Here is a 25,164-nt window from a genome sequence, read left to right as displayed (position 1 = left end):
AATCCCACCCGATCAAGGACGTTTGTGGGCTACCTGATCGACCAGACCGTAAGCTTGCGCGTCGTCGCCAGACATGAAATTGTCACGGTCGGTGTCGCGTGCAATGCGCTCGACGGGTTGGCCGGTGTGGTGCGCCAGCAGGTGATTGAGTCGCTCCTTCAGGTACAGAATTTCGCGCGCCTGAATTTCGATGTCCGACGCCTGACCGCGGGCGCCGCCCAGCGGCTGGTGGATCATCACGCGCGAATTCGGCAGCGCGAAGCGCTTGCCCTTTGCGCCTGCTGCAAGCAGGAACGCGCCCATGCTAGCCGCCAGTCCCATGCACAGCGTGGAAACGTCCGGCTTGATGAACTGCATCGTATCGTAAATCGCCATGCCGGCCGACACCGAGCCGCCCGGGCTGTTGATATAGAAATAGATGTCCTTGTCGGGATTCTCGCTTTCCAGAAACAGCATTTGCGCGACCACAAGGTTGGCCGTCTGATCGTTCACCTCGCCCACCAGGAACACAATGCGTTCCTTCAGCAGACGCGAGTAGATGTCATACGAGCGCTCGCCCCGGCCGCTCGTTTCCACGACGATCGGCACCAGTCCGAGCGCCTGCGCTTCGAGATCCCGGGACGACTGGGAGGTCAACGTGTCCAGCATTTGGGCGCGAAAGGTCATGCAATGGATCCTTGTCTGGAAATATTCTAAATATTTGATGCTAGACAGGTGTGGTCGACCAGCTCGTATTCAAGTGCACACAAACCGCACAAAAACAGCACAAAAAAACGGCGTGCGGGCCGTCGCTCCGACAGCCGGCACGCCGTTGCAGCGACGCTTACGCTTGCGCCGTTGCGCTTGCCAGTTCTTCGAAGCTCACTTCCTTGTCCGTCACCTTGGCCTTGCTCAGCACGAATTCGACGACGTTCGCTTCAACGACGTACGCTTCCATTTCAGCAAGACGTTGCTGGTTCGAATAATACCAGCGGACGACTTCCTTCGGGTCTTCGTAGCTTTTCGCGAATTCGTCGACTTCTGCGCGGATCTGCTCCGGCTTTGCCTGCAGGTCGTTAGCCTTCACCAGTTCTGCCAGCACGAGACCCAGCTTGACGCGGCGCTCGGCCTGTTCCTTAAACATAGCGGCAGGAATCGGCGCATCTTTAGCGTTCGGCACGCCGCGCTGCTCCAGATCCTGGCGCGCCATTGCGACGAGACGCTCCTGGTCCTGCTCGATCAGTGCGTTCGGCACGTCGAGTTCCGAAATCTTCAGCAGCGCGTCCATGACCTGATTCTTGACGATGGCTTGCGTACGGCGCTTCGCTTCACGCTCCAGATTGTCTTTGATCTCGGCGCGCATCTTGGTCAGGTCGCCGTCTTCAATGCCGAGCGACTTCGCAAATTCCGCGTCGATTTCCGGCAGGTGCGGCCACTCGATCTTCTTCATGGTGATCGTGAATTGCGCCGTCTTGCCGGCTACGTCCTTGCCGTGATAATCGGCCGGGAACGCCAGATCGAATTCCTTCGTTTCGCCGACCTTCAGGCCCGTAGCTGCCTTTTCGAATTCAGGCAACATGCGGCCTTCGCCCAGCACGAATGCGAAGTCTTCGGCGCTGCCGCCCTGGAACACTTCACCGTCGATCTTTCCAACGAAGTCGACCGACACGCGATCGCCTTCCTTGGCCGCCGTGTCACCGCCGCCGTCGCCATGCTCGCCGGCTTCGCCGCGAGCGTGGAAATGCACGCGCTGCTTGCGCAGGATTTCGAGCGTGCGGTCGATTTCCGCTTCGCTGATGGTCGTCGTGGTGCGCTCGATTTCAGCCGTGGCGACGTCGCCCAGCTTCACTTCCGGATAGACCTCGAAGGTCGCGTCGAAGGCGTAATCGCCTTCGGTAGCGTCGGCCTTCGGCGCGAAGCTCGGCTGGCCTGCGACGCGCAGGTTTTCGGCGCGGCTGATGTCGAAGAATTCCTTGCCGACCTTGTCGCTCAGCACTTCAGCTTCCACCTGGCCCGAATACTGTTGCGTCACCATCTTGAGCGGCACCTTGCCCGGGCGGAAACCCGGCATGCGCACGTTCTTCGCGAGTTGACGGATACGCGAATCCACTTCCTTCTGCACGGCGTCCTTCGGCAGGGAAATCGTTACGCGGCGTTCGAGCTTGCCGAGGTTTTCAACAACGTTAGCCATGGCTTCAATCGTCCTAAAATTATTCGAGCGAATTCAGTTATCTTCTCCGTGCCGCATTTGCGCGCCTGCGCCGCGGGCTTGCAGGCCACCGGCAGCACGGTTGAGTCCAAAGAGCCGAATATTTTAGCAAACTATTTGCGCGGCTAACCGGGATTCGACGGTTGCGCCTATTTTTATCGGCATCCAGAGCCGTTTCGGGCGCTTTTTTCAGCGGTTTTGCGCTTCTCTCAAGAAGCTGCCGGCCCGACGAGCCCGCACTAGTGCACCACACCTCACGACGCATGACGATGCCGGCTATGCCGTTCGGCATATTCAGTCGAAGCGACCATGCTGCTAAGCTAGCGAACGCGCTGCGGGGCTGCGCTGCATGCGCTGAAGAGCCCGCGTCGCCAGCGGCTTTCCCGCCCGGTACTACCGTACTACTCCAACCATTCAGAGACACCATGCCCAATTCGCCGTCCTCGCCTGTCGTCGTCATTGCCCCGGATTCGTTCAAAGGCTCGCTTGGTGCCGAACAGGTCGCGCAGGCGATCGCGTCGGGCGTGCAGCGCGCGCGCCCGGACGCCGAGGTACGCATCTGTCCGATGGCGGACGGCGGCGAAGGCACGCTCGACGCAATGCTGACGAGCGGCGGCGAGCGCCGCAAGCTGACCGTGCGCGGCGCGGCGGGCCCGGTGCGCGAAGCACTGACAGGCGTCCTCGCCGACGGCAGCGCAATCGTGGAAACGGCGGAGATCGTCGGCATCACGGACTCGGTTGGTATGGGCGTACCGGTTCAGGCGCGCAATACGCGTGGGATGGGCGAAGCAATCAGCGCGCTGCTCGACACAGGAGTGCGGCGGTTTTTCGTCGCACTTGGCGGCAGCAGCACCAATGACGGCGGCGCGGGTCTGCTGGCAGGCCTCGGCCTGAAACTATTCGACGCTCAAGATCGGGAGCTGGAGCCGACGCCTGAGCAACTGGCGCGCGTTGCACGGGTCGACGTTTCACAACTCGACGCGCGGCTTGAGCAGACACAGTTCATCGGCATGTCCGATGTGGACAATCCATTGACCGGTGAGCACGGGGCGACTGCAGTCTTCGGCCCGCAAAAAGGCGTCGCCCCGGAGCAGGTCGCCACGATCGACGCGGCCCTCGCCCGCTTCGCCGATCTGCTGGAAGCTGCGCTCGGGCGCACGGCTCGCGACCTTCCCGGCGCGGGCGCCGCAGGTGGACTCGGCTTTGCGTTGCACATGCTCGGCGCGCAGTTCGAGCCAGGCGCGGAAACCGTCGCGCGGCAGATCGGCCTCGACGCGGCACTGCAAGGTGCGAACTGGTTGATCACCGGCGAAGGACGCTCCGACGTGCAAACGCTGCACGGCAAGGCGCCCTTCATCGCATGCCGTCATGCGCAGTCTGCAGGTGTGCCGGCCACGCTGCTGTCAGGCGCCGTGGACTCCGCAGCACTGCCGCGTCTAGCCGAATATTTCAGTGGTTGCTTCTCGCCGGCCCCTGGACCAATCACGCTTGAATTCGCGATTCGCGACGCTGCACGTCTCCTGGCGGATGAGGCCGAACAACTGACGCGTTTGAAGTACGGCGCGCGTTGACCCGGCGGCATGGTTGCGGCAACAATCACAGCGCCACAACCGCGTCACTCATCACGGGAAGACCATGAAGGACTCCGCCAAAGCCGGCTTGGAACAGCTCCTCACATATCGTCTGCATGTACTCAACAAGCTCGCGGAGCGTGGTATCAGCGAGCGTTACCAGGACAAGCTCGGCGTGACGCTGCCGGAGGCTCGCGTAATCGCGTCGGTGGGATCGTTTGGACCGTTCTCGATCATGGAACTCGCGAGGCATGCCAATCTGGACAAGAGTCAGGCAAGTCGCGCCGCCGAGGCTTTGATCAGACAGGGGATCGTCAAACGCGAAGCGAGTGTGGAAGACGGCCGCGTCGTGCTCGTGTCGCTCACGCCCGAGGGCCGCGCGTTGTATCGCAGGGTCATGCCGATTGCGCGCAAGTGGAACGGCGATCTGTTCAACTGCCTTGACGAGAAACAGAAGCTCGCTCTTGGCGAAGCGCTCGATAAAGTCATCGAAACGATGACTGCGCCTGACACGTGAGCCACGAATAAAAAGCGGCTGCCAGCGCTGCGCGATTTGCGCCGCGCAGACGCATCGCACGCGGCGGCTTTAAACCCCGTTACCCCGCGCGCATGGAATGAGCCGTGAGTCGTTTGCGCACACTGCGCTATTCAAAGCGACGCATGAGTTGCGTACGCTCCGCGCTTCGAACTGACCAATGAGTTGCACGCACTCCTGGGGGTAACGAACCATGTCTTCGACGCGCTCGTGGTTGCCAACCACACCATGAGTGCGTGGACGTCCCGCCCTTCCAACCCAGCCGTGACCCGCGCGTCGCAGACTATTGGGAAGCGTGCGATTCAGGCGCCGCCATCACGTTGATGCTCGCCTTGCGTCGTGCCCGTCACACCGCCGGTCATTGAATTGGCCGCGTTCTGAGCAGGAGCGCTGGCCGCTTGTGCAGTGTCCGTCGAAGCAGCAGGTGTACTCGCGAAACCGCTCGCCGCAGCTCCCGGCACGGCCGCCGCGGCATCACCCGCCGGCATCCTGGACGATACGCTACGAGCAAGGCGCCAGGCTATGGCCGCAAGTGCTCCGACGGCAAGAACCAGAGCGGCCCACAGCATGTAGCGGCGGCGTGCATCGGCACTCGCCGACGATGGCGCATTCGCATTCTGCTCGAGCGCCAGAGGTTCGCCGACGCGCGCCGTGGCCACCGCCGACGAAGCTCCATTCAGCAGCTCGTCGCGCCCAACGGCCGTCGATACGGCCGCGGCATTGCCCACACCGAGCGTAAAAGGCGCCGCGCCATGCGCGGCAAAAGTCAGCGTCGCGGGGCGCCAACCCGCTGCGATGCTCAACGCTCCGGTTCCGAGCCCGCCGTTGCGCGTATCGACGACCACGCGCCAGTGACGGTCCGTGTCGGGCGCGAGTTGCAGCGAAGGACTGTTCTGTTCGACATCGCCGTTATGCAAACGGAAGAGCGTCGCACTCGACACCTCGTGCCACGCCGCGCCGAGTGCGCTGCGTGAATAGACGACGGCAGGCGCCACCGTATTCGGCTGCGGCAAATGAAGGCGCAAACGGTCGATGGGATACGGTCCGCCAGTCGAGAAAAAATATTCGCCGGCCTTGGGTCCCGCCTGCGCCACGATGTTTTCGCGCCATTCGCGCTGCTTGTCCGCGAGTTGCGCGCCACCCGAGCCGGTCGCCTGCACTTCGACATTCATCGATTCGAGATACGGCGCGCCGTCGAGCCAATGCAAGCGCAGATAACGCGCGCGCGCACCGCTCAGCTCTACGCGGTCCTGGCTCAGCGTGCTGCCGTTGTAGCTGACCTTGAGCAATTGCGCGTCGCCGGCGGGCTGCCAGTTCCGCAAGTCGTCGCTCGATTCGACCGACACCCGCCCCTGATAGTTATCGTTACGAAGACGAATCACCAGCGCGCTCACGCGGCCCTCGCGGGAGGCCTCTCCCGCGTCGATCAGATCCGTGTCGTGCTGGGCGCGACCCGGCGGCGCAGCGGTGGCGCGCAGCGAGCCGTCGGCCGCGATCGTCACACCGAGCGGCGCACCGGTGTGGCCCGCCGGCACCGGGCGCAGCGGAAACCATCGTGCCGGGCGCAAAGTCGGCGGCGTGCGTGCCGGCTCGCGCGGTCCCTCGAGCGAATACGGCACGGGCTCGCCCTCGCCGTTGAATACGCGCACGTCGCCGAGATCGTTGCGCTGACTGGCGCTATAGACGGCGGCCGGCAGCGTGACGCTGTAGTAGGCGGCGCCCTCTTCGAGCTGCAGCGCAAAGTGCCGCGCGAAATCTTCAGCGCAGGCGGGCGCCGCGGCGCACGCGGATCCGATCGCGACACACCAGGCCGTCACCTTCAGAAAATGCTTCATTGTTCAGTTTCCCCGACCACTCGCGTGGGCGGCAACGACGAGAAGTAGCCGATCAGCAGCAACATCACGCCGACGCCGATAAACGATACGAACACGATACGATCCGCCCGACACCGGTCACGTGCGACAGGTCGAACAGGAACAGTTTGACGACGGCTGCGGCGAGCAATGCGCCGCCAATGAAACAGACGACACGGCTTGTGCGCCGGTGGTCCAAGTCATCGCCGCAAGTTCGCATTGCGCCCAGAATACCGAAACAGACGCCCGCACGAGTATCGACTGCGACATGTCGACGAACTCGTATAGCACCACCGTCAAATGATGCAGCGTGCGCAGCGGCGTCGCGTTCAAGCAGCCAAGCCGGTTGCCCGGGTCAACACTTGCAAAGGCCACCGATAGTCGCAAGGCGGCACGCCGGGACGACGAATCCGTATGAGCCACGGCGCGGCCAACGCGAAGACGACGGCCTGCACAACATTCGAGCGAATCGAGCAACGGCGAACTCGCCCACGACCCGCCGTCCTGCGTCAGATTTGCGTAAAACGTTCAAAGCAACGGCACGAGCACTAGCGGCGTAGAAACAATCGCACGCAACTGCAGGATGCTGTCACGCCTCGTGAGCCGCAAACCCGCGAAGACGAACGCGCTCCGGCCGACCAGAAACACCTGCTGCGACGCAATCGACGCGCACACCGCGGCATTATCGTACGCCGCGTCGAAATAATGACGCAATGTACGCAGCGGCAAGGCATTGAACCATAGGAACAATGTCGCGAACACCGCGCGGTCGAAACACGCGGATTCGACTGCGCGCCCAGTACGAGTAGCCGGCGCAACGATATTGCACAGGCGACGAATGCGAGTACAGCTAGCGTCCGACGTTTGCCGCCTTTCCGCGGCCATCATCGGATTCAAAAGCTCAGATAAATCGACGTAGTTACCCGGCAGTCAAAGTCGGCAGCAACGCCTATCGAGCGACGCGGTCTTCGCCGCAATGTACCAATCGTGTCAAAATTCGGCATCTGACGCCGCGCCGGTTATAGACGCATTCGCTCAACGACCCGCGCGGCGCGCAAGTCGATCGTTCAATCTAATCAGGAAAGTTTTAGTGGATCTCAACAAACAGATCGCGGCGCTCACCGCGTCGGAACTCCAGACGGCCGGCGCGAGCCAGGCGACGGCCATCGCAGTCAGTGTGCTGCTGCGTCATCTGCGCTCGCCGGAACTGGCGAAGCTGTTGTCGTCGGCATTTGAAAACCATCAGGCGGTCATGCTGCAAACGCCTTGGCCCGATCAGATGTTGCAGGCGTTCGAATCGACTCGACGCTTTCTGGAAGGCGCCGCGCAAGCCGACCTGCCGGGCACCCAGGCGCCGCCGGAAACGCCGGTCGCCTGAGCGCACGAACAAGCGGCCTGGAAACGAAAAACCCCGCCAGTCCAACGACTTGACGGGGTTTTGCGCTACAGAAAAGTGGTGCGAGGGAGGGGACTCGAACCCCTACACCCTTGCGGGCGTCAGGACCTAAACCTGGTGCGTCTACCAATTTCGCCACCCTCGCAGCCGGACAAGCGTTGTGCGTCTTGCCCGATGTCCTGCATGCTTTGCGCGCCACCCAAAGGTGCACGCCCAAAAGCGTAAGCGCGAGATTCTAACGCATTGATTCGCGCTTGTCTGCAACTGCCGCGCATCTGTCCTTTCGCCGCCGATGCTACAATTTTCGGCTTCGTGCGCGCTTGCCGTGCCCTCTTCGCCTGCCCTTCCCCACATTCCAATCCGTGAATTTCGACGAATATTGCCAGCAAAAAGCGGCGCCACCAGGATCGAGCACTTACTACGCGCTTCGGCAAGCTCCCGCAGCCAGTCAGCCGCGCTTGACCGCCCTGTTCGCACTGCGCCGCGAGTTCGAGGAAACGGTCAAGGAAGTCAGCGATCCGGCCATTGGCCGCACCAAGCTTGCCTGGTGGCAGAACGAACTGGCCGCGCTTGCTGCGGGCACGCCCACGCACCCTGTTTCGAAGGCGCTCGCGGCCTCGCTGCCCGACGTGAAGGCCGAATACCCGGCGCTGCAGGCGCTGCTGAGCGGCTTTGAGATGGACCTCGACCAGGCGCGCTATCTTGACTATCCGAATTTGCGGCGCTATGTGCAGGCGGTCGGCGGGACCTTTGCCTCGTTAGTGGCGCGCAGCGCGAGGACTAAAGCGCCTGCCGACGGTTCACAAGCGCCGGGTTGGTCCGCGCCGTTAGGCGAAGCGCTGCTGCTCGCACAGCTCGTGGTCGAAACGGGCAACGATGCGCGTCACGGCCGCATCTACATCCCTATTGACGAAATGCAGCGCTTCAATGTGACAGCCGCGGACCTGATCAATCGAAAATATAGCGACGCATTCACCGAGCTCATGCGCTTTCAGACGAAGCGCGCTCGCGATGCCGTGCGAACCTCGCTCGCCGCCGTCCCGGCCAACGAGCGCCGTTCGCAGCGCACGTTGCTCGCGCAAGGCGCGCTCGCGTCCGCGCTGCTCGATGAGATCGAGCGCGACGGCTACCACGTGTTGCATCAACGGATCGCGCTGACGCCGATCCGCAAGCTGTGGATCGCCTGGCGCGCAAAGTAAGCGCCGCCGCCGCGCCGCATGCACGCGGCGCGTCGTCCTGCGTCCGGTTCGGCGCGCAGCGCGTCAGTCGTCAAACGCGCAGCAAAGGCAGCGGCGCAAACTGCTGCCGCAGAATCGCCGCGGCATCGAGCCCCCACCATTTCGCAAGCACGGTGGCGTAGAGCCGGCGGAAGTCGACGGCGACCGGCAAGTTGCCATGGCCATTGAGCCGCCCAAGCTCCGGCGGTGCACCGTGCAAGCCCCCGAGCACACGTCCGCCCATCATGAAATGCGGCGCCGACGTGCCGTGATCGGTACCGTTGCTGTCGTTTTCTCGCGGATGCCGCCCGAACTCGCTATAAGTCATGACGAGCGTGTCGTTCCAACGGCCCAGTTCGATCAGCGCCGATCTCATCGCTGTCAGGCCTTCGGCAAGCTGCTTCAACAACGTGCGGTGTCTGTACGGCTGGTTGCGATGCGTGTCAAAGCCGTTTAGCGTCAGGCGAATCGCCGCGACGCCGCCGCGTTTGCCCGCCGCCGCGCGCGGCATGTCGTCGGCTTGGAGCATGCGCATTGCAATTTCAATCGACGCGCCGAACGCGCTGCAAGGAAAACCCGTCGTCAGCTGCGGCGCGCGTGGCATTGGCTTCGGCCTCGCGCCATCGTATGTCATGGCTTTTGCGGTGCCAGGACCTTGCATTGGAGTTAGAAGAGCCCGCGTACGAGCGCTGTTCGCGAGCGGTCCCATTTCAGCATTGCCGATGACCACGCCGTCTGCAGCGAACCCCGCGGGCAACGGGGCGCTTCTGAATGCGCGAGTGAGCCAGCCGTCGCGCAGGTATTCATCGGCGTGGGAAGCGGTGTCCCATATCTCCACCGAGCGGAAATGCGAGAGATTGGGCTGCGCGTAGCCGACGCCCTGGACAATCGCCAGTTGGCGGCTGTGCCAAAGCGGCATTAACGGTTCCAGTGACGGATGCAAGGCCGTGCGGCCATCCAGTTGGATAACCTGCTCGCGCTTGATGCCGATTTTCTTGCGAAGCCGGTAGTACGCAGGATCGGCAAATGGGATGACGGTGTTCAGGCCGTCGTTGCCGCCCTTCAACTCGACGAGGATCAGCAGGTTGCCGTATCCGGGACGCAGCGCGGGCAGCTCACTTGCGCTATACGCGGCGGGCTGCGCGCGAACCGCACGAGGCAGCCATAGAGTCGCGCTGGCGGCGGCGCTCATCGAGAGAAAGCTGCGTCGTTTCATGTCGTACTCGCGTCGGTGACTTCTTGCGTTGCGGGCTCGGTTTTTCAGGGCGATAAGCTGGGCCGGCCGGCAATGCGAAGCTATGTGCTTTGCGGTCGAGATCTATGCGTGTACGAAGCCTACGCCCGTTGCTGCCGTGACGCATCTTGCGTGATCGGGCCACGCATTCACGTGCCGTTGCTGCTTCCCGCATGCGGAGTGCAACGAGCACGATCACTGACAGGAATGAACGACGGCTGCCTGCACCTGTTAGTCACATAACATGTGAACGCAGCGGGCAAAACGCGAAGTGCCTGATAGAAACCGGGATACAAACGAGAAGCGCGCGGAAAGCGCAGAACGAAAGCGCAAAAGAATCAGGACAGCAACGACAAAGCTCACATCAAGCGGCACATGAGGCAACGCGAGATCGAGAACAACCCGCGCCCACAACCCAAGCCAAGCGTTTACCGTTTGTAAAGCTCGCGTACAGCGTCTTCGATATGCTGTCTCAACAAACGACGTTCGTCTGGCGTCATATGTCCGTCACGCCGACGTTGGTCGAGATCGGGGGGAACTGCGGTACGCAACATGGCGTCTGATGCAGGGCGCTCAACGATGGAACTGGGACGGCTTGCCTTTGAGTTGCCTGCCCTGGACACGCGCTCGCTCGCAGCTCTGTCGGCCGAAGGCTGGGCGTGGGCGAGCGTCGGTCCCAATGTGCCTGCGAGTGAACCGGCAACCGCCAGTGCAATCACGCTCAGGCGCACATTCGGCCAGACCCCTCCCTTCATGTTGTTCCCTTCGTGGCGCGGCAACCGGCTACCTCAAATGCGTATGACAAACCCGGTAACGAGCCGGGCGCGTGGGTTTTAGTCGAGTGAAGTATCCACCGAACAGCCGCATTCAGTAAAGGAGTCTAACTGCCACCGCTTTACGTCGTGCCACAGTGCGGGTAAATTTTGTAACTGACTGTAACTCGATAAATGATGCGAACGCGCACCACTTTCTAATCGCGCTAAGATGCCGACCATGGAAACTAAAAACCCTTCGAAAATCCTCGTCGTCGACGACGATCCGCGACTGCGCGATCTGCTGCGCCGTTACCTCGGCGAGCAAGGCTTCAATGTGTACGTAGCCGAGAACGCGCCATCCATGAACAAGCTCTGGGTGCGTGAGCGGTTCGATCTGCTGGTGCTCGACCTCATGCTGCCGGGCGAGGACGGCCTTTCCATCTGCCGGCGCCTGCGCGGCAGCAACGACCGTACGCCGATCATCATGTTGACGGCCAAGGGCGAAGACGTCGACCGTATCGTCGGCCTTGAAATGGGTGCGGACGACTATCTGCCGAAGCCCTTCAATCCACGTGAACTCGTCGCGCGAATCCACGCGGTGTTGCGCCGTCAGTCGCCGTCCGAACTGCCGGGCGCGCCGTCGGAAACTACCGAAGTCTTCGAGTTCGGTGAATTCGCGCTGAATCTCGCCACTCGCACGCTCACCAAGGCCGGCCAGGAAATTCCGCTGACCACGGGCGAGTTCTCCGTGCTCAAGGTGTTCGCGCGTCATCCGCGCCAGCCTCTATCGCGTGAAAAGCTGATGGAACTGGCTCGCGGCCGCGAGTATGAAGTGTTCGACCGCAGCCTCGACGTGCAGATTTCCCGTCTGCGCAAGCTGATTGAACCCGACCCGGGCAGCCCGCGCTTCATCCAGACCGTTTGGGGTCTGGGTTACGTGTTCATTCCCGACGGCGCAGCCTGAGTTTGTTCACGCCTCCTGCTTTTGTTTTCAGATAAGAAGAAGGGCCCATGCGGATCGACCGGCGCCTCCTGACGCTCGCGTTCGGCGGCCTTTTCTGGCGGACCTTTCTGTTGATCGCGCTGTTGATCGCAGTGAGTCTCGCCGCGTGGTTCCAGAGCTTCCGGGTGATCGAACGCGAGCCGCGCGCGCAGCGCGTGGCGTTGCAGCTCGTCGCGATTGTGAAGCTCACGCGCACCGCACTCCTCTATTCCGATCCCGATCTGCGGCGCGCGTTGCTGCAAGATCTGGAAAGCAATGAAGGGGTGCGCGTGTACCCGCGCGAAACAACCGACAAGTACAAGCTCCAGCCCGACGAGTCGCTGAACCGGCTGATCGAACACGACATTCGCGGCCGGCTCGGCGACGACACCGTGATCGCGCAGAGCGTCAACGACATTCCCGGCGTCTGGATCAGCTTCAAGATCGACGACGACGATTACTGGGTCGCGCTCGACCGCGATCAGCTCGACAACGCGACCGGCCTGCAATGGGCCGGCTGGGGCGTGTTCGCGTTGGCGCTGTCGCTCTTCGGCGCAGCCTTCATCACGAGTCTCGTGAATCGCCCGTTCGCCCGTCTCGCGATGGCCGCGCGCAAGGTCGGCTCCGGGCAATCGCCTGAACCGCTGCCCGAGCGCGGTATGGGCGTGGCCGCTGAAACCAATCGCAGTTTTAACCAGATGGTTCAGGATCTCGAACAGCTCGAAGCCGACCGCGCGCTGATGCTCGCCGGCATTTCCCACGACCTGCGCACGCCGCTCGCGCGGCTGCGGCTCGAAACGGAAATGAGTCCGTCGGACCAAAGCACGAAAGACGCAATGGTCGACGACATCGAGCAGATGGACATGATCATCGGCCGCTTTCTCGACTACGCGCGCCCGGTGCAACGCGTGCCGGAACCCGTCGATCTGTCCGTGATCGCGAGCGAACTCGCGGCGCGCATGCAAAGCGAGGACAGCATGCGGCTGATCACGCGGCTCGCGCCGTCGGCGGTGATCGAAGCCGACGAAACGGATATGCGGCGCGTCGTCGGCAATCTGCTGGAGAACGCGCGCAAGTATGGTTTGAGCGACGGCGACGGCATCCCGCATGTGATCCTGGAAACGCGTGTGTCGCATTCACGCGTGGAACTGTCGGTGGTGGACGAAGGCCCCGGCATTCCGGAAGATCAACTGGCGCTCGTCACACGTCCCTTCTATCGCGTGAATTCGGCGCGCACTCAGGCGAACGGCACGGGTCTCGGCATGGCGATCGTGCAGCGGCTCGTCGGCCGTTATCGGGGCGCGCTGCGGTTGCGTAATCGCACGCCGGGCCCGGGTCTGGAAGTCACCATCGAGTTTCCCCTCGCCAAGGGCGCCTAAGAGAAGTGCGGCCGGCGCCCGCGTCACAGCGCACGTCGGCCACGCACGACCCACGCACTCTCAATGCCCGCTCCGTTGAATAATAACTATCCGGGTCGTTAGAAAAAAACTATTGAGGCGATAGTTCAATAGAGCTATAGTGAAAAGCCTGTCACGCGCTCGTGATGACGCGCTGGTAGCCTCAGCATGCTTTTTTTCCAACACACGAAGGAGCACTCGCATGAAAACCGTTGGCGACAAACTCGAAGCGTTCACCGTCACCGCTGCCAAGCCTGGCTTCAACAATCACGAGGAAAACGGCGCCTCGGCGTTCGAAGAAATCACGGAGCAGTCGTTCCCGGGCAAGTGGAAAATCATCTACTTCTACCCGAAGGATTTCACGTTCGTGTGCCCCACGGAAATCGTCGAGTTCGGCAAGCTGGCGAAAGACTTCGAAGAGCGCGACGCCGTGCTGCTAGGCGGCAGCGTCGACAATGAATTCGTGAAGCTCGCGTGGCGCCGCGAGCATAAGGACCTGAGCAAGCTGAACCATTATTCGTTCGGCGACGTGAAGGGCGAGTTGATCGACCAGCTCGGCGTGCGCGACAAGGAAGCGGGCGTGGCGCTGCGTGCAACGTTCATCGTCGATCCGGACAACACGATCCAGCACGTGTCGGTCAACAACCTGAACGTGGGCCGCAATCCTGAGGAAGTGCTGCGTATTCTCGACGGCTTGCAGACGGACGAACTCTGTCCATGCAACCGCGCAGTCGGCGGCGCAACGCTGTAAGCCGTGCCGGCCCGAGCCCGCCACGCTTGAAAAAGCCGCGGGCTTTTTTATCGACAACCCGATAGGAGATGACAATGGAATTCTTGTCTTCCATTAAGGCGCTCATACCCGACTACGCGAAAGACATCCGCCTGAACCTGGACGGCACAATTGCGCGTTCGTCGCTCGAAGGCAACGACGCGGTCGGCGTCGCGCTGGCCGCCGCTTTCGCCGCCAAAAGCAACGTAATCGTCAACGCAATACGCAACGCGGGTGTGCTGTCTCCCGAAGAGATGAACGGCGCGCTGACGGCCGCCGCGTTGATGGGCATGAACAACGTCTGGTATCCGTATGTCGAGATGGCGGAGAACGCGGACCTGAAATCGCAACCGGCGCAGTTACGCATGAACGCCTATGCGTCGCATGGCGGCGTGGACAAGCGGCGCTTCGAGATGTACGCGCTGGCCGCTTCGATCATCGGCAAATGTCACTTCTGCGTGAAGTCGCACTTCGACACGTTGATCGCCGAAGGCATGAGCGCGACGCAGTTGCGCGACGTGGGTCGCATCGCGGCAGTGGTCAATGCGGCTGCGCAGTGCATTGCCGCTGAATAAGCTAGCGGCTTGCGGGTTTGCCTCGCCTTGACCGTGGGCAGCGGGGCAGCGACACAGCGGCGCAGCGGCGAGCTTGGCCGCCGCGCGCGCGCCACCTGATGCGTCAATGCCAACGGGTGCATCAACCCTTGATCAGCAACACCACGGCTTGTGCTTCTATGCCCTCGCCTCGCCCGAGATAGCCAAGCTTCTCATTGGTCTTGGCTTTCACATTGACCTTGTCCGCCGGCAGGCCGAGGTCGGCGGCAATGTTCGCGCGCATGCCTTCGATATGCGGTGCGAGCTTGGGCGCCTGCGCCACCACGCTGCTGTCCACGTTCGCAATCGCGAAGCCCGCTGCCTTCACGCGAGCCACGCATTCGCGCAGCAAAACGCGGCTGTCGGCGCCGGCAAACTTCGCATCCGTATCGGAGAAGTGACGGCCGATATCGCCCATCGCGGCGGCGCCGAACAGAGCGTCGGTGATCGCGTGCAACAGCACGTCGGCATCCGAATGGCCGAGCAAGCCGCGCTCGTACGGAATCGTCACGCCGCCAATAATCAACGGACGCCCCGGCACCAGCGCATGCACGTCATACCCTTGCCCAATTCTGAAATCCATCTGCGTCAAGTCCTCAAGTCCGTTCACTAAAAATGAAATCACTCATCACGATGCCGAACTGCGCAGCAAAATAGCCTCGGCGAGATCGAAGTCTTCTGGATACGTCACCTTGAAGTTTCGCAAGCTGCCTTGCACCAGCTTCGGCGCATGCCCGGCCCATTCGATTGCGCTCGCTTCGTCGGTCAGGTCGTGGCCGTCGGCTTGCGCGCGCAAGATCGCTTCGCGCAACATGCCGATGCGGAACATCTGCGGCGTTTGCGCCTGCCACAGGCCGTCGCGCGATTCGGTGCGCGCAATGCGTCCGTCCGCCGATGCCTTGTCGATGCGCTTTAACGTGTCCGCAACCGGCAACGCCATGATGCCGCCTACCGCATCGTCCCTGAGCGCGCCCGTCAGCGTACGGATCAGGTGAGGCGTGATGCCCGGCCGCGCCGCGTCGTGCACGAGCACCCAGTCGTCGTCGCGCGCGTTGAATTCGGTGAGCGCATGCAGGCCGTTGAGCACCGACGCCTGGCGCGACGCCCCGCCGCACCGGCGCACGGCAAAACGCAAGCCGCCGAAGCGGCGCGCGTCGAAGTGCTGGTCGTCAGGCGCGATCACGACGAGCGTTTGTGCGAACTCACTGCAGGCGTCGAACGCGGCGAGCGAATAATGCAACATGTCGCGGCCGGCCACAGTGCGATATTGTTTGGGCATCGCGGCGCCGGAACGGCTGCCGGTGCCTGCGCACGGAATCAGGGCAAATAGACGGGAAGTCACGAGTGCGGATGCCGCGAGGTCAAAGTAAAGGACGGATTTTATAATAGGTCCTTCGCATCCACGCCCCGACACGCGTAAACTTGGCCGTCCGTGTGAGCCCGAGGCCGCCTTTTCTCTTCTATGCCAGACATCGCCGCATCATCGCAGTACGCCCCGCCCGTCGCGCTCGTCAAAGCCGGCCAGCGTTTCGCCTTCGACGGCACGCACGGCTCGTCCGACGCGCTGCTGATCGCCCGCTACCATCTCGCCTACCGTGAGAAGGTGCCGCTGCTCGCCGTCGTGTGCGAAAGCGCTGTGGACGCGCAGCGCCTGTCGCAGGAAATCGGCTTTTTCGCGCCGCAGGCGCGCGTGCGTCTGTTGCCCGACTGGGAAACGCTGCCTTACGACACCTTTTCGCCGCACCAGGATCTCGTTTCCGAGCGCCTCGCCACGCTGCACGATCTCGGCGAAGGCCGTTGCGACATCCTGCTCGTGCCCGCCACCACGGCGTTGTACCGGATGCCGCCGGCGTCGTTTCTCGCGGCCTACACGTTTTCGTTCTCGCAGGGCGAGCGGCTAGACGAGGCGAAGCTGAAAGCCCAACTGACACTGGCCGGCTACGAACACGTGAGCCAGGTGGTGCGCCCGGGCGAGTACTGCGTGCGCGGCTCGCTGCTCGACCTTTATCCAATGGGTTCGCCGTTGCCGTACCGGATCGACCTGTTCGACGACCAGGTCGACTCGATCCGTGCGTTCGACCCCGACACGCAGCGCAGCCTGTATCCGGTGAAAGACGTGCGCCTGCTGCCTGGCCGCGAGTTTCCGTTCGACGAAGCCGCGCGCACCGCTTTCCGCAGCCGCTGGCGCGAGACCTTCGAAGGCGATCCGAGCCGCGCGTCGATCTATAAGGACATCGGTAACGGCGTGCCGTCGGCGGGCATCGAATATTATTTGCCGCTTTTCTTCGACGACACCGCCACGCTGTTCCACTATTTGCCGCAAGGCGCGCAACTGGCGTTCATCGGCGATCTGGACGCGGCGATCCGGCGCTTTGGCAACGACACCAAGCAGCGCTACAACTTCCTGTCGCACGACCGCGACCGGCCCATTCTCGAGCCGCAGCGGCTGTTCCTGTCGGACGAAGACTTCTTCACGCTCGCGAAACCGTTCGCGCGGCTCGTGCTGCCGGCCAACGCGGGCGGCGGCTGGTCCACGCCACTGCCGAATCTCGCCATCGACCGTCACGCGGAAGATCCCGTATCGGCGTTGCGCACCTACCTCGACACCACGCCGAACCGCGTCCTGTTCGCTGCCGAATCGGCGGGTCGGCGCGAAACGCTGTTGCAACTGCTCGCGGACAACCATCTGAAGCCCGCGTCGAGCGACAGCTTCCAGGACTGGCTGACGGGCGACGCGCCTTTTTCGCTCGGCGTCGCGCCGCTCGCGAACGGCTTTGCGGTCCCCGTGGACGGCATCGCGATCATCACCGAAACCGAGCTTTACGGGCCGCTCGCGCGGCGCGCCGGTCGCCGCCGCCAGGAACAGGCGAGCAACGTCGATTCGATGGTGCGCGACCTGTCGGAGCTCAAGGTCGGCGATCCGGTCGTGCATTCGCAGCACGGCATAGGCCGTTATATGGGCCTCGTCACCATGGACCTCGGCGAAGGCGAGACCGAGTTTCTGCATCTCGAATACGCGGGCGACAGCAAGCTCTACGTGCCGGTCGCGCAGTTGCATGTGATTTCGCGCTACAGCGGTGCCGATCCCGAAAGCGCGCCGTTGCATTCGCTCGGCTCGGGTCAATGGGAAAAGGCCAAACGCAAGGCCGCGCAGCAGATTCGCGACACCGCCGCGGAACTGCTCAATCTGTACGCGCGCCGCGCCGCGCGTTCGGGCCACGCGTTCGCGCTCGAACCGAAAGACTACGTGAAGTTCGCCGAGAGCTTCGGCTTCGAGGAAACGCCCGACCAGGCCGCGGCGATCGCAGCCGTGATCGGTGATATGACGAGCGGCAAGCCAATGGACCGCCTCGTTTGTGGCGACGTGGGCTTCGGCAAGACCGAAGTTGCGCTGCGTGCGGCGTTTATTGCTGTCATGGGCGGCAAGCAGGTCGCGCTGCTCTCGCCCACTACGCTCCTCGCCGAACAGCACACGCAGACCTTCACGGACCGCTTCTCCGACTGGCCCGTGCGAATCGCCGAACTGTCGCGCTTCAAGTCGACCAAGGAAGTCAACGCGGCGATCCAGCAGATCAACGAAGGCAGCGTCGACATTGTGATCGGCACACACAAGCTGCTGTCGTCGGACGTACAGTTCAAGCGGCTTGGACTCGTGATCATCGACGAGGAACATCGCTTCGGCGTGCGGCAGAAAGAGGCGCTCAAGGCATTGCGCGCCGAAGTGGATGTTCTCACGCTCACCGCCACGCCGATCCCGCGTACGCTCGGCATGGCGCTCGAAGGCCTGCGCGACTTTTCTGTTATCGCGACCGCGCCGCAAAAGCGTCTGGCGATCAAAACGTTTGTGCGTCGCGAGGAAGAAAGCGTGATTCGCGAAGCGATGTTGCGCGAACTGAAGCGCGGCGGCCAGGTGTACTTCCTGCACAACGAGGTCGAGACGATCGAGAATCGCCGGCAAATGCTCGAAGCGCTCGTCCCCGAAGCACGCATTGCGGTCGCACACGGGCAGATGCACGAGCGCGAACTCGAACGCGTGATGCGTGACTTCGTCGCACAACGCGCGAACGTGTTGCTGTGCACGACGATTATCGAAACCGGCATCGACGTGCCGAGCGCGAACACGATCCTGATTCATCGCTCGGACAAGTTCGGCCTCGCGCAATTGCATCAACTGCGCGGACGCGTGGGACGCTCGCATCACCAGGCGTACGCGTATCTGCTCGTGCACGATCCGCAAGGGCTGACCAAGCAGGCGCAACGCCGTCTGGAAGCGATCCAGCAGATGGAAGAACTCGGCTCGGGCTTCTATCTGGCCATGCACGATCTGGAGATTCGCGGCACGGGCGAAGTGCTCGGCGACAAGCAGTCGGGTGAGATTCACGAGATCGGCTTCCAGCTTTACACCGACATGCTCAACGACGCAGTGAAGGCGCTCAAGGACGGCAAGGAGCCCGACCTCACCGCGCCGCTCGCCGCCACGACAGAGATCAACCTGCACGCGCCGGCGATTCTTCCCGCCGACTATTGCGGCGACGTGCAGGAGCGTCTGTCGCTGTACAAGCGCCTCGCGAATTGCGAGCACAGCGATGCGATCGACGGCATTCAGGAAGAACTGATCGATCGCTTCGGCAAACTGCCGCCGCAAGCGCATGCGCTCGTGGAAACGCATCGTCTGAGACTCGCGGCCAAGCCGTTGGGCATCTCGAAGATCGACGCGGGCGAAGCGGTGATCGGTCTGCAATTCATTCCGAATCCGCCAATCGACGCGATGCGTATCATCGAGATGGTGCAGAAGCACAAGCACATCAAACTGGCCGGTCAGGACAAGCTGCGTATCGAAACACGCAGTCCCGATTTTGCTGTGCGGGTGGCTACCGTCAAGGAAACGTTGCGGGCGTTGGGCTCGCCAAGCCGGGGCACGGCAGCGGCGGCCGCGGCCCGTTAGAAAAACGCGGTACGTCTAGCGTTTTCCCGCAATGCTGCGGCGCGCAAAACGCGCGCCGCAGCATACGGGGCGGCTTTTTTTGGGTATGATCGAAAGACTCAAATGCCGGAGTCTTGTCATGTCTCATGTCGCTGATTCAGCGCAGTCCTCGCAAACATCCGCAACTGCTTCGTCCGATTCCGCCTCTGGCACTACGCCTGTCTCGCTTCCCTGGGTCACCCGTCTCGTGTCGATGGACACGGTAAGCCGCAATCCGAATCTCGGTCTGATCGAAACCGTGCGCGACGAATTGCGCGCGCTCGGCATTGAAGGCACGCTCACGCACGACGCCAGCGGCAAATGGGCCAACCTGTTCGCCACGATCCCTGCACACGACGGCGAAACGAATGGCGGCGTGGTGTTGTCGGGCCATACCGACGTGGTGCCCGTCGACGGTCAGCAATGGGACAGCGATCCGTTCAAGCCGGAAATTCGTGGTGACAAGCTTTATGGCCGCGGCACTTGCGACATGAAGGGCTTTATCGGCGCCGCGCTTGCGCTCGTGCCCGACATGCAGCGCACGAAGCTCGCCAAGCCGATTCACTTCGCGCTTTCATTCGACGAAGAAGTGGGTTGTGCAGGCGCGCCGCTCCTGATCGCCGACCTGATGAAACGCGGCGTGAAGCCGGACGGCTGTATCGTGGGCGAGCCGACGAGCATGCGGCCCATCGTGGCGCACAAGGGCATCAACGCCTACCAGTGCTGCGTGCGCGGCCAGGCGGCGCACTCGTCGCTCACGCCGAAAGGCTTGAATGCGATCGAATACGCGGCGCGACTCATCTGTTATATCCGCGACATGGCCGATCAGTTCCGCGAGCAAGGCCCGTTCGACGAACTGTACGACGTGCCGTTCACCACCGCGCAAACCAGCACGATCGTCGGCGGCAACGCAATCAATACAGTGCCGGCCGAGTGCAAGTTCCAGTTCGAATTCCGCAATCTGCCCACGCTCGATCCCGAGCCGATCTTCGCGCGTATCGACCAGTACGCACGCGAAACACTGTTGCCGAAAATGTTGCGCGAGCATCCATTGGCGGCAATCGAGATTACGAAGATCGCCGCGGCGCCCGGACTCGATTCGTCGGAGCAGGCAGCTATCACGCAACTCGTGCGCGCGCTGACGGCGGACCAGGACAAGCGCAAGGTCGCTTACGGCACAGAAGCCGGGCTCTTTTCGCTGGCGGGTATTCCGAGCATCGTGTGCGGGCCCGGCGACATTCAGCAGGCGCACAAGGCGAATGAATTCGTCGCTTTGGATCAACTCGTGCAGTGTGAACGCTTCTTGCACAAGTTCATTCACAGCATGTCCGTCGAAGCGCATGCGCACTGAAACCGTCGCCTGAGTAACGAGAAACCATACTTTCACTATCGCCCGCTTCTAGCCCAATCTCGCCCACGCCCATGTCAACCGCCACGCCGCAGCACACCGACCACACGATCGACGGCGAGCCGATCCCCACTCTCGACGACATCGCCGCGCAGCACTTTGCGCTGACGCCGTGGGTGGCTCGAACGCCGGTATTCGACAGGCTCGACTTCGCGTCGCTCGAAGGCACGGTGGTGAACTTCAAGTTCGAACTGCTGCAAGCGGGCGGCAGCTTCAAGGCGCGCGGCGCGTTCACGAACCTGCTTGCGCTCGACGAAACACAACGCAGCGCGGGCGTCACGTGCGTGTCGGGCGGCAACCATGCCGTGGCCGTCGCGTATGCGGCCATGCGGCTTGGCATCAGCGCGAAGGTGGTGCTGTTTCGCGCGGCGAATCCGGCGCGCGTCGCTCTGTGCCGGCAATATCGCGCGGAAATCGTGTTCGCCGAAGATCTTGCGGAAGCTTTCGAACTCGTGCGCCGCATCGAGGCCGAAGAAGGCCGCTACTTCGTGCACCCGTTCAATGGTTATCGCACGGTGCTCGGCTCCGCCACGCTCGGTTACGAATGGAGCACGCAAACGCCCGACCTCGAAGCCGTGATCGTGCCGATCGGCGGCGGCGGTCTCGCGGCCGGAGTGGCCACGGCCATGCGGCTCGCGAATCCGGGCGTGCACGTGTTCGGTGTCGAGCCGGAAGGCGCCGATGCAATGGGAAAAAGTTTCGCCGCCAATCACACGGTCAAGATGGGCCACATGCACGGCATCGCGGATTCATTGATGGCGCCGCATACCGAGGAATACAGCTATGAGTTGTGCCGTCGCCATATCGACGAACTCGTGACGGTTTCAGACGACCAACTCTGCGCGGCCATGCTCACGTTGTTCGGACAACTGAAACTCGCCGTCGAGCCCGCCTGCGCCGCTGCGACGGCAGCGTTGCTGGGACCGCTGCGCGAGAAGCTGCAGGGCAAACGCGTGGGCGTCCTGCTGTGCGGCACGAACACGGACCCGGTCACTTTTTCTGCGCATATCGAACGCGCTCGCCAGGGCATGTCACAGTTTCCGACATAAGAAACTGCCCTCGCCTTTTTGGGTTTTCCAGGCCGAAGGGCTGGCCTATCTGTCTGAGATTGGTATGATTTGGTCATCGATATCCAGGAGGAAACCCTATGAGCATGATCAAGGAATTCAAGGAATTTGCCCTTAAAGGCAACGTGATGGATCTCGCGGTGGGTGTCATCATCGGCGGCGCGTTCTCCACCATCGTCAATTCAGTTGTGAAAGACCTGATCATGCCGGTGGTCGGCGTCGCTACGGGCGGCCTCGACTTTTCGAACAAATTCATTCGACTCGGCGACATTCCCGCGAGCTTCAAAGGCAGTCCCGAGTCGTATAAAGACTTGCAGACGGCGGGCGTTGCGGTCTTCGGTTACGGCTCGTTCATTACCGTGGCCATTAACTTCGTCATTCTCGCGTTCATCATTTTCCTGATGGTGAAGTTCATCAACAATCTGCGCAAGCCGGCCGATGCCGCGCCGTCCGAACCGCCGCCGCCGCCCGAAGACGTGCTGCTGTTGCGTGAGATCCGCGACTCACTGAAGAACTCGCCGCGCTAGGACGGCGGTGAGGCGAAGCGCCCTCTCACGATTCAACAATTAAAAAGGCCTGTTGCGATGCACTCGCAACAGGCCTTTTCTTTTGATACCCGCTCACAGCAGTTGTTCACCATCCGCGACTTCGCAATTCGCGTCACGCCTTACGCCTGCTTTCGTGCCTTCAGATTGATCGCGCTCTCGATCATCGCTTCAAGCTGCGCGAAATTGACCGGCTTCGTCAAATGCGAGGTGAAACCAGCGGCAAGGCAGCGGCGTACATCTTCGTCGGTGCCAAAACCGGTCAGCGCAACCGCGGGCGCATCCCAATGCTCGCGATACGCCATGATGAAGTCGAGGCCAGTGCCGTCGGGCAAGCCGACGTCGCTGATAACCAGATCGAATTCCTGCAACTGCGTGGCGGCCAGTGCGTCGTCCACACGGCCCACCGTCGTGACGTCGTGGCCAAGTGTGCGAATCAGTTGCGCCATGACCTCGGCCGTATCCACGTGATCCTCGATCAGCAGAATGTTCAGCACGCCAGCGGGATGCACATGCTCGGGCAATACCGCCTGCAACCTTTGCGCAGGCGCCGCCGCGGTCGGCAGTGTAATCGTGAACGTCGCGCCGCAATGCGGCCCAGGGCTTTGGGCCGTGACCGTGCCGCCATGCACGTCCGTTAGCGCCTTCGTGATTGCGAGGCCGAGACCTAGCCCGCCGAACTGCCGCGTCATGTTCTGATCGCCCTGCTCGAACGCGTTGAACAGCTTGCCGATCTGTTCCGGCTCGATGCCAATGCCCGTGTCTTCGACGCATATCTGCACATGCATGCGCTCATCGCGCGTGCGCACGTAGATGTGTCCACCGTCAGGCGTGAACTTCGCGGCGTTGCGAATCAGGTTCCATAGCATCTGCTGCAGGCGCGCGCGATCGGCAAGCACGTAGTGATGCTGCGCGTCCTTGTGCACATGCACGTCCTGCTGCTTGACCTGGATCTCGCTGCGGAAAAGCTCGAGCACGCTGTCTATCACCTCGTGCACGTCGACCGTTTCGAGCGACAGGCGCAGCTTGCCGTTGGCCACGCGCGTAAGGTCGAGCAGATCGTCGATCAGACGCGCCTCCAGTTCGACATTGCGGCGGATCATGCGCACGCTGGAGCGCGCCTGATCCGGCAGGTCGGGAATCATCTCGAGCACGCTTGCACCGGCCAGTACAGGTGTGAGCGGTGTGCGCAACTCGTGCGAGAGCATCGCGAGGAAGCGGTCTTTCGCGCGATTCGCTTCTTCGGCGGTCTGCCGCGCCGCCTGTTCAGAAGCGAGAAGCCGTTCACGCTCCTGCATGGCTTCGCGTTCCGAATGAACATCTGTGCAACTGCCGAACCATTTGCTGAAGTTGCCTTCAGCGTTGCGCGTCGCGACCATGCGCGCATCGAACCAGCGATACTCGCCGTCGTGGCGGCGTATGCGCAGCTCGTGCCGATAAGTGCCCGCATTGCTTGCCACCGCTTTTAGCCAGCTGCGGCGAACTTCTTCGCGATCGTCCGGATGCACGGCGTCGAGCCAGGCCAACCCATGCGAACTGTTCTCGCCAAGGCCGGTGTAGTCGTACCACTGCTTCGACAGAAAATCGCAGTCGCCGGACGCATTGCAGGTGAGCACGAGGTGCGGCAGCGTCTCCGACAGGTTGCGGTAATGCTGCTCGCGGTCACGCAGCAGCAATGCTTCTTCCGACGCACGCTGCAAGCGCACTTGCGACAGAACGCGCTCCACTGCTTCGGGCAGGTAATCGAGGTAATCGCCCGACTTGGGCACTACGTCGGACACGCCGGCGCGCAACGCCTCGATTACGCGCGACTCGTCTGTAAAACCTGTCACGAGGATGGCGGGAATCCGCACGCCTTCCGAACGCAACCGGCGGAAAAAGTCGAGGCCGGTTTGCGGACCGCTCAGTTGATAGTCGAGCACGAGCAGATCCAGGCCGCCGTCCGCGAGCCGCTCACGAGCCGCCTCGACGCTTGCGCAGACCGCAACCCGGCAGCCGGCGCGTTCGAGCGACTTGCGCGCGAGCCGCAAGATGCCCTCGTCGTCATCGACGACGAGAATGCATGCTGCGGGCGGCGGAGACACTTCTTCAGTCATGCGCGAGTCGCGGTCAGTAGGTCTGGAGAGTATGTGGCATTGCTGTCACGTCATGATGACGCAGTGAAGCGATGCCCGGAAGGCAGCTTGACCACCTGCAGGAAGAAGCCGAGGCGACGTACCGCTTCAATAAACGCATCGTACTCGACCGGCTTCGTAATGTAGACATTGCAGCCGAGTTCATAGCATCGCGCGATTTCGCGGGGGTCGTCTGTGGTGGTCAGCACGATCACGGGCACGGGCGCGGTGTGCGGCGATTCCTTCAGACGCCGCAACACCTCGAAGCCATCGACGCGCGGCATCTTCAGGTCCAGCAGTACGACGGAATTCCTCAGATCTTCGGCATCGGCATGACGGCTTGTGACGCTACCGCCCGCCGCAGCGGCGCCGTCGCCCGCGTCTGTGCCGAAAAAATAATCGAGCGCCTGCTGACCGTCGCGAAAGCGCACGAAGCCGTTCGAAATGCCGGCACGGCGCAGATTGCGCTCGACGAGCGTGGCATGGCCGTCGTCGTCTTCGATCAGAATAATGCTGACCGTCTCCCCGTGACTCATATGCCCTCCATTCTGTCGGTTCCAGCCGGTTCATGCAGGTC

At 62.3% G+C, this 25,164-nt stretch carries 22 protein-coding genes and 1 tRNA gene; 12 read left to right on the top strand and 11 right to left on the bottom strand.

Features of this window, described 5'->3' with window-relative positions:
- Nucleotides 1-12: 12 nt before the first annotated feature.
- Entirely contained in the window at nucleotides 13-666 is a 654-nt protein-coding gene (gene clpP / locus J2W46_RS16685; RefSeq protein WP_006048927.1) for an ATP-dependent Clp endopeptidase proteolytic subunit ClpP, read from the bottom strand.
- 157 nt (nucleotides 667-823) lie between these two features.
- On the bottom strand, nucleotides 824-2,170 hold the full coding sequence (gene tig, locus J2W46_RS16680; protein ID WP_020065905.1) for a trigger factor: 1,347 nt from the start codon (nucleotides 2,168-2,170) through the stop codon (nucleotides 824-826).
- Between the two features lie 443 nt (nucleotides 2,171-2,613).
- On the opposite strand from tig, the gene J2W46_RS16675 reads away from it, so the two are divergent.
- Nucleotides 2,614-3,759: a glycerate kinase gene (locus tag J2W46_RS16675; RefSeq protein WP_310355081.1), complete on the top strand. Its 1,146-nt coding sequence runs from the start codon at nucleotides 2,614-2,616 to the stop codon at nucleotides 3,757-3,759.
- 64 nt (nucleotides 3,760-3,823) lie between these two features.
- A complete protein-coding gene (locus J2W46_RS16670; RefSeq protein ID WP_020065903.1) occupies nucleotides 3,824-4,276 on the top strand; it encodes a MarR family winged helix-turn-helix transcriptional regulator in 453 nt (150 codons plus the stop codon).
- Nucleotides 4,277-4,596: 320 nt separating this feature from the next.
- Here J2W46_RS16670 and J2W46_RS16665 read toward each other — a convergent pair whose 3' ends face one another.
- Both J2W46_RS16665 and J2W46_RS34365 read right to left on the bottom strand, forming a co-directional pair.
- A complete protein-coding gene (locus J2W46_RS16665; RefSeq protein ID WP_310355080.1) occupies nucleotides 4,597-6,129 on the bottom strand; it encodes a DUF3999 domain-containing protein in 1,533 nt (510 codons plus the stop codon).
- A 546-nt stretch (nucleotides 6,130-6,675) separates the two neighbouring features.
- The gene (locus J2W46_RS34365; protein ID WP_374726836.1) at nucleotides 6,676-6,909 is read right to left on the bottom strand and encodes a hypothetical protein; all 234 of its coding nucleotides are present in this window, start codon (nucleotides 6,907-6,909) and stop codon (nucleotides 6,676-6,678) included.
- 328 nt (nucleotides 6,910-7,237) lie between these two features.
- Here J2W46_RS34365 and J2W46_RS16655 point away from each other — a divergent pair, with 328 nt between their 5' ends.
- Nucleotides 7,238-7,525, top strand: coding sequence for a hypothetical protein (locus tag J2W46_RS16655; RefSeq protein ID WP_020065898.1), 288 nt, complete (start codon nucleotides 7,238-7,240; stop codon nucleotides 7,523-7,525).
- A gap of 76 nt (nucleotides 7,526-7,601) precedes the next feature.
- On the opposite strand, the gene J2W46_RS16650 is transcribed toward J2W46_RS16655, so the two are convergent.
- Nucleotides 7,602-7,688 (bottom strand) — tRNA-Leu (locus tag J2W46_RS16650).
- Between the two features lie 217 nt (nucleotides 7,689-7,905).
- Here J2W46_RS16650 and J2W46_RS16645 point away from each other — a divergent pair.
- Nucleotides 7,906-8,742 carry a squalene/phytoene synthase family protein gene (locus tag J2W46_RS16645; RefSeq protein WP_310355078.1) on the top strand — a complete coding sequence of 279 codons (837 nt, stop codon included), beginning with the start codon at nucleotides 7,906-7,908 and terminating at the stop codon, nucleotides 8,740-8,742.
- 70 nt (nucleotides 8,743-8,812) lie between these two features.
- On the opposite strand, the gene J2W46_RS16640 is transcribed toward J2W46_RS16645, so the two are convergent.
- Together J2W46_RS16640 and J2W46_RS16635 are read right to left on the bottom strand one after the other, a co-directional pair.
- Entirely contained in the window at nucleotides 8,813-9,976 is a 1,164-nt protein-coding gene (locus J2W46_RS16640) for a DUF1501 domain-containing protein (protein ID WP_310355076.1), read from the bottom strand.
- A gap of 446 nt (nucleotides 9,977-10,422) precedes the next feature.
- Complete coding sequence (locus tag J2W46_RS16635) at nucleotides 10,423-10,749, bottom strand: hypothetical protein (RefSeq protein WP_310355074.1); 327 nt, start codon at nucleotides 10,747-10,749, stop codon at nucleotides 10,423-10,425.
- Between the two features lie 229 nt (nucleotides 10,750-10,978).
- Between J2W46_RS16635 and ompR the strand changes: the two genes are divergently transcribed.
- From ompR to J2W46_RS16615, 4 genes are all read left to right on the top strand, one after another.
- Entirely contained in the window at nucleotides 10,979-11,713 is a 735-nt protein-coding gene (gene ompR, locus J2W46_RS16630) for an osmolarity response regulator transcription factor OmpR (RefSeq protein WP_006048917.1), read from the top strand.
- 47 nt (nucleotides 11,714-11,760) lie between these two features.
- Nucleotides 11,761-13,110, top strand: a complete 1,350-nt coding sequence (locus J2W46_RS16625; protein ID WP_020065895.1) for an ATP-binding protein — start codon at nucleotides 11,761-11,763, stop codon at nucleotides 13,108-13,110.
- 220 nt (nucleotides 13,111-13,330) lie between these two features.
- The gene (locus J2W46_RS16620; RefSeq protein WP_020065894.1) at nucleotides 13,331-13,879 is read left to right on the top strand and encodes a peroxiredoxin; all 549 of its coding nucleotides are present in this window, start codon (nucleotides 13,331-13,333) and stop codon (nucleotides 13,877-13,879) included.
- A gap of 74 nt (nucleotides 13,880-13,953) precedes the next feature.
- The gene (locus J2W46_RS16615) at nucleotides 13,954-14,472 is read left to right on the top strand and encodes a carboxymuconolactone decarboxylase family protein (protein WP_310355072.1); all 519 of its coding nucleotides are present in this window, start codon (nucleotides 13,954-13,956) and stop codon (nucleotides 14,470-14,472) included.
- Nucleotides 14,473-14,593: 121 nt separating this feature from the next.
- On the opposite strand, the gene ispF is transcribed toward J2W46_RS16615, so the two are convergent.
- Both ispF and ispD read right to left on the bottom strand, forming a co-directional pair.
- The gene (gene ispF / locus J2W46_RS16610; protein WP_020065892.1) at nucleotides 14,594-15,073 is read right to left on the bottom strand and encodes a 2-C-methyl-D-erythritol 2,4-cyclodiphosphate synthase; all 480 of its coding nucleotides are present in this window, start codon (nucleotides 15,071-15,073) and stop codon (nucleotides 14,594-14,596) included.
- A gap of 45 nt (nucleotides 15,074-15,118) precedes the next feature.
- Nucleotides 15,119-15,832: a 2-C-methyl-D-erythritol 4-phosphate cytidylyltransferase gene (gene ispD, locus J2W46_RS16605; RefSeq protein ID WP_310355070.1), complete on the bottom strand. Its 714-nt coding sequence runs from the start codon at nucleotides 15,830-15,832 to the stop codon at nucleotides 15,119-15,121.
- Between the two features lie 120 nt (nucleotides 15,833-15,952).
- Here ispD and mfd point away from each other — a divergent pair, with 120 nt between their 5' ends.
- The 4 genes from mfd to mscL all read left to right on the top strand — a co-directional run bounded on the left by mfd (nucleotide 15,953) and on the right by mscL (nucleotide 22,455).
- Nucleotides 15,953-19,435, top strand: coding sequence for a transcription-repair coupling factor (gene mfd, locus J2W46_RS16600; RefSeq protein WP_087753284.1), 3,483 nt, complete (start codon nucleotides 15,953-15,955; stop codon nucleotides 19,433-19,435).
- A gap of 118 nt (nucleotides 19,436-19,553) precedes the next feature.
- The gene (gene argE / locus J2W46_RS16595; RefSeq protein WP_087753301.1) at nucleotides 19,554-20,804 is read left to right on the top strand and encodes an acetylornithine deacetylase; all 1,251 of its coding nucleotides are present in this window, start codon (nucleotides 19,554-19,556) and stop codon (nucleotides 20,802-20,804) included.
- A gap of 71 nt (nucleotides 20,805-20,875) precedes the next feature.
- Nucleotides 20,876-21,910, top strand: a complete 1,035-nt coding sequence (locus tag J2W46_RS16590; protein WP_020065888.1) for a threonine/serine dehydratase — start codon at nucleotides 20,876-20,878, stop codon at nucleotides 21,908-21,910.
- Nucleotides 21,911-22,008: 98 nt separating this feature from the next.
- Nucleotides 22,009-22,455 carry a large conductance mechanosensitive channel protein MscL gene (gene mscL, locus J2W46_RS16585; protein ID WP_020065887.1) on the top strand — a complete coding sequence of 149 codons (447 nt, stop codon included), beginning with the start codon at nucleotides 22,009-22,011 and terminating at the stop codon, nucleotides 22,453-22,455.
- 140 nt (nucleotides 22,456-22,595) lie between these two features.
- Here the strand turns inward: mscL and J2W46_RS16580 are convergent, their stop codons facing one another.
- Complete coding sequence (locus tag J2W46_RS16580) at nucleotides 22,596-24,569, bottom strand: hybrid sensor histidine kinase/response regulator (protein WP_020065886.1); 1,974 nt, start codon at nucleotides 24,567-24,569, stop codon at nucleotides 22,596-22,598.
- A 50-nt stretch (nucleotides 24,570-24,619) separates the two neighbouring features.
- Nucleotides 24,620-25,123 carry a response regulator gene (locus J2W46_RS16575; protein WP_310355062.1) on the bottom strand — a complete coding sequence of 168 codons (504 nt, stop codon included), beginning with the start codon at nucleotides 25,121-25,123 and terminating at the stop codon, nucleotides 24,620-24,622.
- Between the last annotated feature and the right edge of the window lie 41 nt (nucleotides 25,124-25,164).

The organism is Paraburkholderia strydomiana (genome assembly GCF_031456815.1).
Taxonomy (GTDB): domain Bacteria; phylum Pseudomonadota; class Gammaproteobacteria; order Burkholderiales; family Burkholderiaceae; genus Paraburkholderia; species Paraburkholderia caledonica.
Note: the sequence above shows the minus strand (reverse complement) of the source record. Positions and strands in the feature narration are given on the sequence as shown.

Bases quoted from the DNA above. Each gene is read 5' to 3' on its own strand.
- clpP (WP_006048927.1), bottom strand. From the start codon at position 666: ATGACCTTTCGCGCCCAAATGCTGGACACGTTGACCTCCCAGTCGTCC.
- tig (WP_020065905.1), bottom strand. From the start codon at position 2,170: ATGGCTAACGTTGTTGAAAACCTCGGCAAGCTCGAACGCCGCGTAACG.
- J2W46_RS16675 (WP_310355081.1), top strand. From the start codon at position 2,614: ATGCCCAATTCGCCGTCCTCGCCTGTCGTCGTCATTGCCCCGGATTCG.
- J2W46_RS16670 (WP_020065903.1), top strand. From the start codon at position 3,824: ATGAAGGACTCCGCCAAAGCCGGCTTGGAACAGCTCCTCACATATCGT.
- J2W46_RS16665 (WP_310355080.1), bottom strand. From the start codon at position 6,129: ATGAAGCATTTTCTGAAGGTGACGGCCTGGTGTGTCGCGATCGGATCC.
- J2W46_RS16640 (WP_310355076.1), bottom strand. From the start codon at position 9,976: ATGAAACGACGCAGCTTTCTCTCGATGAGCGCCGCCGCCAGCGCGACT.
- J2W46_RS16635 (WP_310355074.1), bottom strand. From the start codon at position 10,749: ATGAAGGGAGGGGTCTGGCCGAATGTGCGCCTGAGCGTGATTGCACTG.
- ompR (WP_006048917.1), top strand. From the start codon at position 10,979: ATGCCGACCATGGAAACTAAAAACCCTTCGAAAATCCTCGTCGTCGAC.
- J2W46_RS16625 (WP_020065895.1), top strand. From the start codon at position 11,761: ATGCGGATCGACCGGCGCCTCCTGACGCTCGCGTTCGGCGGCCTTTTC.
- J2W46_RS16620 (WP_020065894.1), top strand. From the start codon at position 13,331: ATGAAAACCGTTGGCGACAAACTCGAAGCGTTCACCGTCACCGCTGCC.
- J2W46_RS16615 (WP_310355072.1), top strand. From the start codon at position 13,954: ATGGAATTCTTGTCTTCCATTAAGGCGCTCATACCCGACTACGCGAAA.
- ispF (WP_020065892.1), bottom strand. From the start codon at position 15,073: ATGGATTTCAGAATTGGGCAAGGGTATGACGTGCATGCGCTGGTGCCG.
- mfd (WP_087753284.1), top strand. From the start codon at position 15,953: ATGCCAGACATCGCCGCATCATCGCAGTACGCCCCGCCCGTCGCGCTC.
- argE (WP_087753301.1), top strand. From the start codon at position 19,554: ATGTCTCATGTCGCTGATTCAGCGCAGTCCTCGCAAACATCCGCAACT.
- J2W46_RS16590 (WP_020065888.1), top strand. From the start codon at position 20,876: ATGTCAACCGCCACGCCGCAGCACACCGACCACACGATCGACGGCGAG.
- mscL (WP_020065887.1), top strand. From the start codon at position 22,009: ATGAGCATGATCAAGGAATTCAAGGAATTTGCCCTTAAAGGCAACGTG.
- J2W46_RS16580 (WP_020065886.1), bottom strand. From the start codon at position 24,569: ATGACTGAAGAAGTGTCTCCGCCGCCCGCAGCATGCATTCTCGTCGTC.
- J2W46_RS16575 (WP_310355062.1), bottom strand. From the start codon at position 25,123: ATGAGTCACGGGGAGACGGTCAGCATTATTCTGATCGAAGACGACGAC.